Below are 14,402 nucleotides of genomic sequence, written 5' to 3'. Positions count from 1 at the left end.
GCCCGTTGCAGGCCCGCCCGGCTTAGCGATTACTCAACGGTAACCGATTTTGCCAGGTTACGTGGCTGGTCCACGTCGGTGCCTTTGATCAGCGCCACATGATAAGAGAGCATCTGCAGCGGCACGGTGTAGAAGATAGGGGCAATCACGTCCTCGACATGCGGCAGTGAGATAATTTTCATCCCTTCACTGTCGCTGAAGCCCGCATCGCCATCGGCGAAGACATAGAGCAGGCCGCCGCGTGCGCGCACTTCTTCGATGTTGGATTTCAGCTTTTCCAGCAGCTCATTGTTAGGTGCGACCACGATCACCGGCATATCGGCATCGATCAGCGCCAGCGGGCCATGCTTCAGCTCACCGGCCGCGTAGGCTTCGGCATGAATATAGGAGATCTCTTTGAGCTTGAGCGCGCCTTCCATGGCGATCGGGTATTGATCCCCACGGCCAAGAAACAGCGCATGATGCTTGTCAGAGAAATCTTCTGCCAGGCTCTCGATGATCTTATCCTGCGCCAGCATCTGCTCAATACGGCTAGGCAGCGCCTGCAGCGCATGCACAATCTCATGCTCCGTTTCCGGCTTCATGCCGTGCAGACGACCCAGTTTTGCCACCAGCATCAGCAGTACCGTCAGCTGCGTGGTAAAGGCTTTGGTGGAAGCCACGCCAATTTCCGTGCCCGCTTTGGTCATCAGCGCCAGATCGGATTCGCGCACCAGCGAAGAGCCGGCGACGTTACAGATAGCCAGTGAGCCAAGATAACCCAGCTCTTTGGAGAGGCGCAGCGCCGCCAGCGTATCGGCGGTTTCACCCGACTGCGACAGGGTGATCAGCAGGCTGTTTTTGCGTACTGCGGATTTGCGGTAGCGGAATTCAGAGGCGATCTCAACGTCACACGGGATGTTTGCCAGTGATTCAAACCAGTAGCGCGATACCATACCGGAGTTGTAGGAGGTGCCGCAGGCGATGATCTGGATATGCTCTACTTTGCTCAGCAGCGACTCTGCATGCTCACCCAGTTCGCGCAGATCGACAATCCCGTCGTGGAAGCGGCCCGCCAGCGTATTTTTGATAGCGTTGGGCTGCTCGTAGATCTCTTTCTGCATATAGTGGCGATAGATACCTTTATCGCCCGCGTCATACTGCGCGTTTGATTCGATCTCCGCGCGCTGCACCTGATGGCCTTCGCGATCGATGATAGTGACTTCACGGCGGGTAACCTCGGCAATATCCCCCTCTTCCAGGTAGATAAAGCGGCGGGTAACCGGCAGCAGCGCCAGCTGATCGGATGCGATAAAGTTCTCGCCCACGCCACGGCCAATCACCAGCGGGCTGCCGGAGCGCGCGGCCACCAGCACCGACGGATCGCGGCTGTCCATGATGACCATGCCGTAAGCACCGCGCAGCTGAGGAATCACGCGCAGGATCACCTCACGCAGCGTGCCGCCCTGCTTCTGCTCCCAGTGCACCAGATGCGCCACCACTTCGGTGTCCGTCTCGGAGGCAAAATGGTAGCCACGTTCAATCATTTGCGCGCGCAGCGGCTCATGATTTTCGATAATGCCGTTATGCACCACGATGATCTGCTCTGAGACGTGCGGATGCGCATTTGCCTCTGAAGGTTCACCGTGCGTAGCCCAGCGGGTGTGGGCAATACCGGTACCGCCAATCAGCGGCTGCTGATCTGCGGCCTCCGCCAGATTAGCCACTTTGCCAACGCGACGCAGACGCGTCACGTGCCCCTGACGATCGACGACAGCCAGACCGGCTGAGTCATAACCGCGATACTCCAGACGACGCAGACCTTCCAGCAGGATCTCTGCAATGTCACGCTGCGCTACTGCTCCAACAATTCCACACATATTCGTTTCCTGACTTCATGGCTTTCGGCCATTGCGTTGTCATCTGACCTGATTTCCGGCTGCGCCGGTTCCCCGAGCCTTGTAGAGAGTGGGGATATCGTTATGGCACTGCTAAACGGGCCGATCTTTGCCGGTCCTTAAAATTTATTTTTTCTTCACCGGGCGCTGCCAGCCCGCTTTCTGCTGCTGTTCTTTGCGGTTGTAGACCAGATCGGCGGCGGTGACATCTTTCATTACCGTGGTACCGGCGGCGATAGTGGCGCCAGCCGCAACGGTGACCGGTGCCACCAGCTGCGTATCCGATCCCACAAATACGTTATCGCCAATGATGGTTTTAAATTTGTTAGCGCCATCGTAGTTGCAGGTAATGGTGCCGGCGCCGATGTTAACGCCCGCGCCGATTTCCGCATCACCCAGGTAGGAGAGATGACCCGCTTTGGAACCTTTGCCAAGCGTGGCCTTTTTCATTTCCACAAAATTGCCGACGTGCGCCTGTTCAGCCAGTTCGCTGCCGGGACGCAGCCGGGCAAACGGGCCGACCGTGCAGGCGGCGGCCAGCGTCGCATCTTCAATGACAGAATAAGGGCTGATCTCACAGTCATCGCCCAGAACGCTGTTTTTGATCACGCAGCCGGCGCCAATTTTTACCCGGTTGCCCAGCGTGACATCGCCTTCAATAATGACGCCGATATCAATTTCTACGTCGCGCCCGTGCGCCAGCGTACCGCGCAGGTCAAAACGCGCCGGATCGCGCAGCATCACGCCCGCCAGCAGCAGTTTTTCCGCCTGCTCCTGCTGAAAAGTGCGCTCCAGCGTAGCCAGCTGCAGACGATTATTTACGCCTTCCGTTTCACTGATACGCGCCGGATGAACGGTATTGATCACGCGGCCTTCCTGATGCGCCATCGCGATGATATCGGTGATATAGAACTCACCCTGGGCGTTGTTGTTATCGAGCTGTGCCAGCCAGCGCCGGAGATCGCCGCCGTTGGCTAGCAGAATACCGGTGTTGATCTCCTGAATAGCCAGCTGCTCAGCAGACGCATCTTTCTGCTCAACAATGCCGGTTACAGTCATGTTTTCGCGCACGATGCGGCCGTAGCCGGTGGGGTTATCCAGCACCACGGTCAGCAGCCCGATACCGCCTTCGGGCTTCGCCGCGCGCAGCTGCTGCAGCGTTGCCTGCGAGATAAGCGGCACATCGCCATACAGCATCAGAATATCTTCGTCATCGGCAAAGAAGGGCGCCGCCTGCTGCATGGCGTGCCCGGTACCGAGCTGTTCCGCCTGCAGCACCCAGTTCAGGGCGTTATGCGCCAGCTTCTGCTGCAGCAGTTCACCCCCGTGACCATAAACCAGGTGAACCTGTCGGGCCCCAAGCCCGGTGGCGGCATCTATAACATGCTGCACCATGGGTTTACCTGCCAGGGTGTGCAGAACTTTAGGCAGATCGGAATACATACGGGTGCCTTTGCCAGCGGCCAGGATCACCACACTCATCGCGCTTACAGACATAATTTTCCAGACTCAATTTAACTTTCGAAAGTGTAAGGTTTACCCCTGAGATTACTACATTTTTCTCATGGCGAAATTAGCGGAAGAGGATGAGCGGCGGAAAGTGGCCAGCACGGGTCGCCGGGGAAGGCATAAGATAAGGGCGTTGTGCCATTTTCGGGCGCCATAAATGGCACCCCTGTGGGGTGCTTGTGCGGTTTTGGACAGCGTATGTATTTATGCGCACCGGCATCTGATCGCCATAAATGGCTTCATACATGGCCATCCGTAGGGTGCGCATTTATGCGCACCGGCATCTGATTGCCATAAATGGTTTCATACATGGCCATTCACAGGGTGCGCACTTATGCGCACCGGCAGCAGGCAAAAAAAATGCCAGCCCCGGAGGGCTGGCATTTCATGACGCATAAAGCCTGATTACATCGCTTTTTTGGTCAGCTCGATAACACGCAGTTTCGCGATAGCTTTCGCCAGCTCTGCAGAGGCCTGAGCATAGTCCACGTCGCCGTGGCTGCTGTTCATGTGCTCTTCTGCTTTACGTTTCGCTTCCAGCGCGCGCGCTTCGTCAAGGTCTTCACCACGAATCGCGGTGTCGGCCAGAACGGTCGTGCTGCCCGGCTGTACTTCCAGCACGCCGCCGGAGAGGTAGATATACTCCTCGTCGCCGTGCTGCTTCACGATGCGAATCATGCCAGGCTTGATGGCGGTCAGCAGCGGGGCGTGGCCCGGGTGGATACCCAGCTCACCTTCGCTACCTGACACCTGGATACGCTGTACCAGACCGGAGAACATCTGCTGCTCCGCGCTGACCACGTCCAGATGATAAGTCATAGCCATACCATTCCTCCCGGGAAACCGTTATTACAGTTTCTTCGCTTTTTCTACAGCTTCTTCGATAGCGCCGACCATGTAGAACGCCTGCTCTGGCAGGTGGTCGAATTCGCCTTCCATGATGCCTTTGAAACCACGAATGGTATCTTTCAGCGTCACGTATTTGCCCGGAGAACCGGTGAAGACTTCAGCAACAAAGAATGGCTGAGACAGGAAGCGCTGGATCTTACGCGCACGTGCCACCAGCAGTTTATCTTCTTCAGACAGCTCGTCCATACCGAGGATGGCGATGATGTCTTTCAGCTCCTGGTAACGCTGCAGCAGTGACTGTACGCCACGTGCGACGTCATAGTGCTCCTGACCCACGATCAGTGGATCCAGCTGACGGCTGGTAGAATCCAGCGGGTCAACGGCCGGGTAGATACCCAGAGAGGCGATCTGACGGCTCAGCGTAACGGTTGAGTCTAAGTGAGCAAAGGTGGTTGCCGGAGACGGGTCAGTCAGGTCATCCGCAGGAACATAAACGGCCTGTACGGAGGTGATTGAACCGGTCTTAGTGGAGGTAATACGCTCCTGCAGCACACCCATCTCTTCAGCCAGCGTTGGCTGATAACCTACCGCAGATGGCATACGACCCAGCAGTGCAGATACTTCAGTACCTGCCAGGGTGTAACGGTAGATGTTGTCGATGAACAGCAGAACGTCACGGCCTTCATCACGGAATTTTTCCGCCATGGTCAGACCGGTCAGTGCTACGCGCAGACGGTTACCCGGCGGCTCGTTCATCTGGCCATACACCAGCGCTACTTTATCGATAACGTTGGAGTCAGTCATTTCGTGGTAGAAGTCGTTACCCTCACGAGTACGCTCACCCACACCAGCAAAGACCGAATAACCTGAGTGCTCAGCCGCGATGTTACGGATCAGCTCCATCATGTTTACGGTTTTACCTACGCCCGCACCACCGAACAGACCGACTTTACCGCCCTTAGCGAACGGACACATCAGGTCGATAACCTTGATACCGGTTTCCAGCAGTTCCTGCGAGTTTGACTGTTCTTCATAAGAAGGCGCGGCGCGGTGAATAGAGGAGACCTCTACTGCGCTGCCATCTTCTTCTGTCAGGTCGCCTTTCATGTCGATAGGCTCGCCCAGCACGTTCATGATACGGCCAAGGGTCGCTTTACCAACCGGAACCTGAATAGGTTTTTTCAGATCGATTACTTCCAGACCGCGCTTCAGGCCGTCAGAAGAACCCATGGCGATAGTACGTACTACGCCACCACCCAGCTGCTGCTGAACTTCCAGCACCAGACGAGTATCACCATTCTTAACCTCGAGAGCGCTGTATACCTGTGGTACCGCGTCCTGAGGGAATTCGACGTCAACTACGGCGCCGATAATCTGGACAATCTTTCCAGCTGCCATCTTGAATCCTCTACCTAATACGAGAATATCCGGCCGCGCTCGGGCGACAGGATATATGCCTGGTTAAACCGCGGAGGCTCCCGAGACGATCTCGGTAAGTTCCTGGGTGATGCTGGCCTGACGAGCTTTGTTGTAGACCAACTGCAGCTCTTTGATCAGGTTTCCGCCGTTATCGGTTGCGGCTTTCATCGCTACCATACGCGCGGCCTGCTCACTGGCCAGGTTTTCCACCACACCCTGATAAACCTGCGATTCGACATAACGACGCAGCAGCGTATCGAGCAGCGCCTTCGGATCGGGTTCGTACAGGTAATCCCAGGTCTTCGCCTTCATCTCTTCTTCACCTTCCGCTGGCGGTAACGGCAGCAGTTGGGTAATGGTCGGAGTCTGAGACATGGTGTTGTTAAACTTGTTGCTGACGATATACAGCTTGTCGATACGGCCTTCATCGTAGGCCTGCAGCATGACTTTTACCGGACCGATCAGATCGGACAGCGCAGGCTTATCGCCCATGCCGGTAACCTGAGCCACGACGTTGCCACCGACGGAGCCGAAGAATGAAACGCCTTTTGAACCGACAATCGCCAGATCGCTCTGAACGCCTTTGTCTGCCCAGCCTTTCATTTCAGCCAGCAATTTTTTGAACAGGTTAATGTTCAAACCACCACAAAGCCCGCGGTCAGTCGAAACGACCAGGTAGCCGACGCGCTTAACGTCGCGCTCATCCAGGTAAGGGTGCTTGTATTCCAGATTACCCAGTGCAAGGTGACCAATCACTTTGCGCATGGTATCTGCATACGGACGGCTGGCCGCCATGCGTTCCTGCGTTTTACGCATTTTGGAGGCGGCGACCATTTCCATCGCTTTGGTGATCTTCTGCGTGTTTTTTACGCTTCCGATCTTGGTACGTATTTCTTTTGCGCCGGCCATTAGCTTCTCCTCAAAGCCTTGCGGCCTGTCTTTTCAGACAAGCCGCCAGACATTACCAGGACTGGGTTGCTTTAAACGTTTCGAGCAGGCCTTTCAGCTTCGCTTCGATATCGTTGTTGTAGTTACCCGCCTGGTTGATTTCAGCCATCAGCTCAGCGTGTTCGCGATCGGCGTACGCCAGCAGAGCGGCTTCGAAGCTGCCGATTTTCGCCAGTTCAACGTCGTTCAGGAAGCCGCGCTCAGCAGCAAACAGCACCAGACCCTGCTGCGCAACGGACATTGGCGCATACTGTTTCTGTTTCAGCAGTTCGGTCACTTTCTGACCGTGGCTCAGCTGTTTACGCGTTGCATCATCCAGATCGGAAGCGAACTGAGAGAACGCTGCCAGTTCACGATACTGTGCCAGCGCGGTACGAATACCACCGGACAGTTTCTTGATGATCTTGGTCTGTGCAGCACCACCAACACGGGATACGGAGATACCCGGGTTAACGGCTGGACGGATACCGGAGTTGAACAGGTTCGACTCCAGGAAGATCTGACCATCAGTGATCGAGATAACGTTGGTCGGAACGAACGCAGAAACGTCACCAGCCTGGGTTTCAATGATTGGCAGCGCGGTCAGAGAACCGGTCTGGCCTTTCACAGCACCGTTGGTGAAACGCTCAACGTAGTCAGCGCTTACGCGTGATGCACGCTCCAGCAGACGAGAGTGGAGATAGAACACGTCGCCCGGGAATGCTTCACGGCCTGGTGGGCGGCGCAGCAGCAGAGAGATCTGACGGTAAGCGATAGCCTGCTTAGAGAGGTCATCGTAAACGATCAGCGCATCTTCACCGCGGTCGCGGAAGTATTCGCCCATGGCACAGCCAGCGTATGGAGACAGGTACTGCAGCGCAGCAGACTCCGATGCAGAAGCCACAACCACGATGGTGTTAGCCAGCGCGCCGTGCTCTTCCAGCTTGCGAACCACGTTAGAGATGGTTGACGCTTTCTGACCAATCGCAACGTAGACACACTTGATGCCTGAATCACGCTGGTTGATGATGGCGTCGATAGCCATTGCAGTCTTACCGGTCTGACGGTCACCGATGATCAGCTCACGCTGGCCACGGCCGATTGGAATCATCGCATCGACAGACTTGTAACCAGTCTGAACAGGCTGGTCAACAGACTGACGATCGATAACGCCGGGTGCAATCATTTCAACCGGCGAGAAGCCGTCGTTGTCGATTGCGCCTTTACCGTCGATAGGTGCACCCAGGGTGTTCACCACGCGACCCAGCAGGCCACGGCCAACCGGTACTTCCAGAATACGACCGGTGCACTTAACCTTCATGCCTTCGGCAAGGTCAGCGTACGGGCCCATAACGACCGCACCAACCGAGTCGCGCTCGAGGTTCAGTGCGATAGCGTAACGGTTGCCCGGCAGGGCAATCATTTCACCCTGCATAACATCGGCCAGGCCGTGTACGCGGATGATACCGTCACTTACAGAAACAATAGTACCTTCGTTGTGAGCTTCACTCACGACATTGAACTGAGCAATGCGCTGCTTGATCAGTTCGCTGATTTCGGTGGAATTCAGTTGCATATGCTCCAGTCCCCTTAAGACTGCAAGACGTCTGCCAGACGGTCAAGACGGCCGCGCACGCTGCCATCAATCACCAGGTCACCCGCACGGATAACCACACCTGCCAATACAGACTTATCAATTTTGCAATTCAGCTTAACTTTGCGTGACAGACGTTTTTCCATCGCGGTGCTGATTTTGGTCAGCTGGCTGTCACTCAGCGCACTGGCGGAGATCACATCAACTTCGGCTGTCGCTTCATAAGCGTCACGCAGTTGAATAAATTGCTCCAGTACGTCTGGAAGCGCTGTCAAACGTCCGTTCTCCGCCATTACCTTGATCAGGTTCTGAGCGTGTTCATCAAGTTGATCACCACAGACTGCATTGAAAGAGGCAGATAGCGCTTCAGGTGCTAAGGCACCGGAAAGTACTTCTGCCATCTGTTCGTTGCGAGCCACTTCTGCGGCAAACGCCAGCATGGTCTGCCAGCGTTCGATACTTTGATGCTCAACAGCAAAGTCAAAAGCTGCTTTGGCGTAGGGGCGAGCTACAGTAATCAGATCAGACATCAGCCCCTCCCTCCTTACAGTTCAGCGACCAGTTTATCAACGATGTCGCTGTTAGCAGCTTCATCCACGGAACGTTCGATGATTTTCTCGGCGCCAGCTAATGCCAGCAACGCGACCTGTTTACGCAGCTCTTCACGTGCACGTGAGCGCTCGGCTTCAATTTCTGCCTGCGCCTGAGTGACGATGCGGTTACGTTCAGTTTCAGCTTCAGTTTTGGCTTCGTCCAGAATCTGGGCACGGCGTTTGTTCGCCTGCTCGATAATGACCTGAGCTTCTTCCTTCGCTTTTTTCAGCTGGTCGGTCGCATTGGCCTGCGCGAGATCCAAATCTTTCTTCGCGCGTTCAGCAGAAGCAAGGCCTTCAGCAATTTCTTTCTGGCGCTTTTCGATGGCAGCCATGATCGGTGGCCATACGTACTTCATGCAGAACGCGACAAACAGGATGAACGCGATGGCCTGGCCGAGGATTGTTGCGTTAATGTTCACAGCACAATGCCTCTTATTAAGTTAACGTGCTCTGCCGCTATCATTGATAAACGGCAGAATCTGTTCCTCATCACACCAGGTGCCATGAGTGAACAATGGCTACAGGCTTTAGGCGACAGCAAACATCACGTAGAGACCCAGACCAACAGCGATCATCGGGATTGCATCCACCAGACCCATTACAACAAAGAACTGCGTACGCAGCAGAGGGATTAGATCCGGCTGACGCGCTGCGCCTTCCAGGAATTTACCTCCGAGGATGCCGATACCGATCGCAGCACCGATTGCCGCCAGACCCATCATCACAGCGGCAGCCATGTACAGCAGATCCATATTCAGGTTTTCCATGACAGTCTCCAGTTTGTTTCAGTTATGCTTAAGTTGTTGAGAAAAAAATCAATGTTCTTCAGATGCCATCGACAGATAGACAATCGTGAGGACCATGAAAATGAAAGCCTGCAGCGAAATAATCAGGATGTGGAAAATGGCCCATGGCACATTCAGCACCCACTGCGACCACCACGGCAGCAGACCGGCAATCAGGATAAAGATCAGCTCACCCGCATACATGTTGCCGAACAGTCGCAGACCGAGTGAAACCGGTTTTGACAGCAGGCTGACACCTTCAAGAATCAGGTTGATGGGGATGAAGATCGGGTGATTAAAAGGCTGCAGAGTCAGCTCTTTAGCAAAGCCGCCTACCCCTTTCATTTTGATGCTGTAGAACAGAATCAAAATAAATACGCCCAGCGCCATAGATAGCGTGATGTTCACGTCTGCTGACGGCACGACGCGCAGCGCCGGCAGGCCCAGATAGTGCTCACCGATAAACGGCAGCAAATCAATAGGCAGCAGATCCATGAAGTTCATCAGGAAGACCCAGACAAAAATTGTCAGAGCCAGCGGGGCGATAACTTTACTTTTACCGTGGTACATGTCGCGAACGTTGCTATCAACAAAGCCGACAACCAGCTCGATAGCCGCCTGCATTTTCCCTGGCACGCCGCTGGTGACGCTTTTCGCCACGCTGCGGAACAGCACAAGGAACAATACTCCCAGTGCAACAGAGAAAAACATGGAGTCCAGGTTTAACGTCCAGAATGTTGCTGGCGCGTCGTGTGCATTCACCAGCTCGAAAGTACGCAGGTCCATCTGAAGATGCGTCAGATGATGTCCTATGTATTCCTGCGGCGTTGAGATTTCTCCTGCGGCCATGATGCCTCTTACCCTTTGTTGTTAATTACAGCCGGTGCGACGATTTGCACCACCAGCACCGATAACCAGGTGATTGCGAGTGGCCAGAAGACCGCTCCGAACCCACCCAACGCCACAGCGAGAAAAATAACGGTGGCGAACACCTTAAGAACTTCACCCAGGGCGAAACTCCAGGCGACACGCCCTTTAGCCGGTGTTTGATCCTGCAGACGCCAGGCTAAAAACGTGAACAGTATGTTTGGCAGCCAGGCTGCCACACCACCCGCGATAGCAGAGGCGCCCCAGGTGACGTCTTTCAGAGCAAACAGCGCACCGATTACGACAAACGTCACCAGCTGGACAACCAGAACGGCTCGGGCTAATTTCACACTGTAAAGAGACACTGACATGACGCTTAACTCTCCTGCCCCGAACGGGGTATGTCGCGTGTCGTATAAGACTGCCTTTGCCGTTTTGAGTCAAGCAGCAAAAGCCGTGCAAATTATACGGGCCGCACCTGCGATTTCAATCGCTAAGTAGCGAAAAGGTGAACAATTATTTAAATTTCTTTCTGAAGGGCTATTTTTCCAAAGATTCATAACCCGGAGAGCCGTCAGCAACGTTGCCGTTTTCTGGCTCAAGCGAGATATAAAGCGTGCTGCAGATCACATAATAAACAACCAGACGCTGAAAAATTTATCAGAATGCATAATCCGCATTAATAATCAGGGTGTTTTAAACTTTTAAAATCATAGCCTTATAAATTTAAATCTGCTTCAGCTCACTCTTTTCCGATAAAAACATCCGGTTGACACTGCGGACAGAATTAAAATTGAAATAATAATATTACGCCCGCCGATTTATTGCCGTGTCATATTTCCCTGCGTGATAATCGAAAGCAGAAAACAGCCGTTATCATGTGACATTAGTGGCAATAAAATGTGAATTAATCGTTAAATGTAACAACGCTTTTCGGATAATTACGGCGAAGGATGTTAACGCCTTTCCCCTCCCCTGCCGAATAAACGCGTGTGTCACCATGCGTTCAACCGCTGTTTTTTTATTCAGCCCTGACGGTGGTGCGGCTGCCAGAAGCTGAATAAAACCCTGCTTTTTGCAGGCTTATTGCTGCGAAATCACCACAAGATGACGCTCGCCTTCCAGTTCCGGAACGCGTAAGGCTTCAATTTTTTCTACACTAAAGCCTGCTGGCAGCGAAGCGATCTCCTCATCCGGACGCACGCCTTTTAGGGCATAAAAGCGTCCATGCGTTCCGGGCAATGCGCGGCACCAGGTGAGCATATCTTCCAGTGAGGCAAATGCCCGGCTGATGACGCCATCAAACGGTGGATCTGCCGGGAACTCTTCAACCCGGCTCTGTACCGGAGTAATGTTAGTGAGTCCTAACTCATGCTGTACCTGGCGCAGAAAGCGAACCCGCTTACCCAGGCTGTCCAGCAGCGTAAAATGCGCCTGCGGACGGACAATGGCCAGAGGAATACCCGGCAGTCCTGGCCCGGTTCCCACATCAATAAAGCGTTCCCCCTGCAGATGCGGCTCTACCACCACGCTGTCGAGGATATGGCGTACCAGCATTTGCTGCGGATCGCGCACTGAGGTCAGGTTATACGCTTTATTCCACTTATGCAGCAGCTCCACATAGCCAACCAGCTGCTGTTTTTGTTGATCGGAGAGCGAAATATTTGCTGCGTCAAGCAGCCGGGAGAGTTTGTTAATCACAGCGAGGTTTCCGTTAACAGGGGCAGCCGAAGCTGCCCCGGTGGTCAGTCAGGCGCTTTTACGCAGCAGACCCTGTTTTTTGAGATAGATCAGCAGAATTGAGATCGCAGCTGGCGTGATGCCGGAAATACGCGATGCCTGACCAATAGAGGTCGGCTTATGGTCGTTGAGCTTGGCGATCACTTCATTTGACAGGCCATTGACCTGACGGTAATCGAGATCCACAGGCAGCAGCGTGTTCTCATTGCGCAGCTGGCGGTCTATCTCCTCCTGCTGACGCGCAATGTAACCCTCATATTTAACCTGAATTTCAACCTGCTCGGCTGCCTGTTCGTCAGGCAGTGCCGGACCATAGTCCGCCAGCGTCATCAGTCGGGCATAGGTCATCTCCGGACGACGCAGCAGATCCTCTGCGCTGGCTTCTTTCGTCAGCGGTGCGCTGATGATGCTGTTTACGTCGGTCACATTTTCTGACTTCGGATGCACCCACAGGCTGCGCAGACGCTGGCGCTCCTGCTCAATCGCTTCCAGCTTCTGGTTATAGCGCGCCCAGCGCGCATCATCCACCAGTCCCAGCTCGCGGCCCGTTTCAGTCAGACGCAGATCGGCATTATCTTCGCGCAGCATCAGACGATACTCAGCGCGGGAGGTAAACATGCGGTATGGCTCTTTGGTACCCAGCGTGCAGAGGTCGTCGACCAGCACGCCGAGATAAGCCTGATCGCGGCGCGGTGCCCAGCCCTCTTTGTCCGCAGACTGCCGTGCAGCGTTAAGGCCAGCCAGCAGACCCTGGGCTGCAGCTTCTTCATAACCGGTGGTGCCGTTGATCTGGCCGGCAAAAAAGAGACCGTGGATAAACTTGCTCTCCAGCGTGGGTTTCAGATCGCGCGGATCGAAGAAATCGTACTCGATAGCATAGCCCGGGCGCACAATGGTGGCGTTCTCCAGCCCTTTCATTGAACGGACAATCTGCATCTGTACATCAAAAGGCAGACTGGTTGAAATTCCGTTCGGGTAGATTTCATTGCTGGTCAGCCCTTCCGGCTCCAGAAAGATCTGGTGGGCGTTGCGATCGGCAAAGCGCATCACTTTATCTTCGATAGACGGGCAGTAACGCGGACCAATCCCCTCAATGACGCCCGCATACATCGGGCTGCGATCGAGATTATTACGGATCACATCATGCGTCTGTTCGTTGGTATAGGTGATCCAGCAGGGAACCTGCTGCGGATGCTGTGCCACGCTGCCCATGAACGAGAACACCGGCATCGGCGTATCACCGTGCTGTGGCGTCAGTACAGAGAAATCGATCGAACGCGCATCAATACGCGGTGGCGTACCGGTCTTGAGACGGTTGACGCGCAGCGGCAGCGCCCGCAGCCGTTTTGCCAGCGGGACAGAAGGCGGATCGCCGGCGCGTCCACCGCTGTAATTATCAAGACCGATATGAATTTTGCCATCGAGGAAGGTGCCAACGGTCAGCACCACGCTTTTAGCCCGGAATTTCAGCCCCATCTGCGTGACGGCACCTACCACCCGATCGTTTTCGACGATCAGATCGTCAACCGCCTGCTGGAAGATCATCAGGTTGGGCTGGTTCTCCAGCGCGGTGCGTACCGCCTGGCGGTACAGTACACGGTCTGCCTGAGCACGCGTAGCGCGCACCGCCGGACCTTTGCTGGCGTTTAGTATCCTAAACTGGATACCTGCCTGATCGATTGCCGTGGCCATCAGGCCGCCGAGGGAGTCCACTTCCTTTACCAGGTGTCCCTTCCCGATACCACCGATTGCCGGATTGCAGGACATCTGTCCCAGCGTGTCGATGTTATGCGTGAGTAACAGCGTCTGCTGACCCATTCGGGCGGCCGCCATAGCGGCTTCGGTACCCGCATGACCACCACCGATTACGATGACGTCAAAAGGATCTGGATAAAACATGAAGTGGGTCCTCGTTAAAGTTCAGACAGGGATCGTTGCCCTGGGCGGTGGATTCTACTGAAATTATGGTTCAGGCGAAAGCGGCGGATCCTGCGTGTTTATAGAAAGGATCTTTACTCTTTTATATGATCTTCTTGTTAGATCTCTTATTAGGATCGCCGGTTTCTGTGGATAACGTGGCAAACCCGTTATTTTACATTAGCCTGGGAAGGATCGTTTGTTGTGAAAGATCGGTGATCCTGATCCAGATAAGCTGGGATCAACTTTGCTGGTTATCCACAGATAAAAAAAGCATCAGCGGTTATTCCTGGGATAACTACCGGTTATACGCATGATTCAG

13 protein-coding genes are annotated in these 14,402 nt (G+C 54.4%); all 13 read right to left on the bottom strand.

Annotated elements, in window-relative coordinates; translation table 11 throughout:
- Positions 1 to 29: 29 nt before the first annotated feature.
- Entirely contained in the window at positions 30 to 1,859 is a 1,830-nt protein-coding gene (gene glmS, locus AC2CF9_RS11840) for a glutamine--fructose-6-phosphate transaminase (isomerizing) (protein WP_150017786.1), read from the bottom strand.
- 144 nt (positions 1,860 to 2,003) lie between these two features.
- Complete coding sequence (gene glmU / locus AC2CF9_RS11835; RefSeq protein WP_484557105.1) at positions 2,004 to 3,374, bottom strand: bifunctional UDP-N-acetylglucosamine diphosphorylase/glucosamine-1-phosphate N-acetyltransferase GlmU; 1,371 nt, start codon at positions 3,372 to 3,374, stop codon at positions 2,004 to 2,006.
- A 417-nt stretch (positions 3,375 to 3,791) separates the two neighbouring features.
- On the bottom strand, positions 3,792 to 4,211 hold the full coding sequence (locus AC2CF9_RS11830; RefSeq protein ID WP_039381436.1) for a F0F1 ATP synthase subunit epsilon: 420 nt from the start codon (positions 4,209 to 4,211) through the stop codon (positions 3,792 to 3,794).
- Between the two features lie 24 nt (positions 4,212 to 4,235).
- Positions 4,236 to 5,633 (bottom strand): F0F1 ATP synthase subunit beta, encoded by a 1,398-nt coding sequence (atpD, locus tag AC2CF9_RS11825; protein ID WP_039381434.1) that lies wholly within the window; start codon positions 5,631 to 5,633, stop codon positions 4,236 to 4,238.
- Between the two features lie 63 nt (positions 5,634 to 5,696).
- Positions 5,697 to 6,563, bottom strand: coding sequence for a F0F1 ATP synthase subunit gamma (gene atpG / locus AC2CF9_RS11820; RefSeq protein ID WP_039381430.1), 867 nt, complete (start codon positions 6,561 to 6,563; stop codon positions 5,697 to 5,699).
- 52 nt (positions 6,564 to 6,615) lie between these two features.
- On the bottom strand, positions 6,616 to 8,157 hold the full coding sequence (gene atpA, locus AC2CF9_RS11815) for a F0F1 ATP synthase subunit alpha (protein ID WP_039381427.1): 1,542 nt from the start codon (positions 8,155 to 8,157) through the stop codon (positions 6,616 to 6,618).
- Positions 8,158 to 8,171: 14 nt separating this feature from the next.
- A complete protein-coding gene (gene atpH / locus AC2CF9_RS11810) occupies positions 8,172 to 8,705 on the bottom strand; it encodes a F0F1 ATP synthase subunit delta (RefSeq protein ID WP_039381423.1) in 534 nt (177 codons plus the stop codon).
- Positions 8,706 to 8,719: 14 nt separating this feature from the next.
- Positions 8,720 to 9,190, bottom strand: a complete 471-nt coding sequence (atpF, locus tag AC2CF9_RS11805) for a F0F1 ATP synthase subunit B (protein WP_039381418.1) — start codon at positions 9,188 to 9,190, stop codon at positions 8,720 to 8,722.
- Positions 9,191 to 9,298: 108 nt separating this feature from the next.
- Positions 9,299 to 9,538, bottom strand: a complete 240-nt coding sequence (gene atpE, locus AC2CF9_RS11800; RefSeq protein ID WP_003849523.1) for a F0F1 ATP synthase subunit C — start codon at positions 9,536 to 9,538, stop codon at positions 9,299 to 9,301.
- Positions 9,539 to 9,586: 48 nt separating this feature from the next.
- Entirely contained in the window at positions 9,587 to 10,405 is an 819-nt protein-coding gene (gene atpB, locus AC2CF9_RS11795; RefSeq protein ID WP_039381416.1) for a F0F1 ATP synthase subunit A, read from the bottom strand.
- 8 nt (positions 10,406 to 10,413) lie between these two features.
- Positions 10,414 to 10,794 carry a F0F1 ATP synthase subunit I gene (gene atpI, locus AC2CF9_RS11790; RefSeq protein WP_039381414.1) on the bottom strand — a complete coding sequence of 127 codons (381 nt, stop codon included), beginning with the start codon at positions 10,792 to 10,794 and terminating at the stop codon, positions 10,414 to 10,416.
- A gap of 712 nt (positions 10,795 to 11,506) precedes the next feature.
- Positions 11,507 to 12,124 (bottom strand): 16S rRNA (guanine(527)-N(7))-methyltransferase RsmG, encoded by a 618-nt coding sequence (gene rsmG, locus AC2CF9_RS11785; RefSeq protein ID WP_065647899.1) that lies wholly within the window; start codon positions 12,122 to 12,124, stop codon positions 11,507 to 11,509.
- A gap of 48 nt (positions 12,125 to 12,172) precedes the next feature.
- Positions 12,173 to 14,062: a tRNA uridine-5-carboxymethylaminomethyl(34) synthesis enzyme MnmG gene (mnmG, locus tag AC2CF9_RS11780; RefSeq protein ID WP_484557104.1), complete on the bottom strand. Its 1,890-nt coding sequence runs from the start codon at positions 14,060 to 14,062 to the stop codon at positions 12,173 to 12,175.
- Positions 14,063 to 14,402: the final 340 nt, after the last annotated feature.

The organism is Pantoea sp. SYBGC1 (assembly GCF_057197005.1).
Note: the sequence above shows the minus strand (reverse complement) of the source record. Positions and strands in the feature narration are given on the sequence as shown.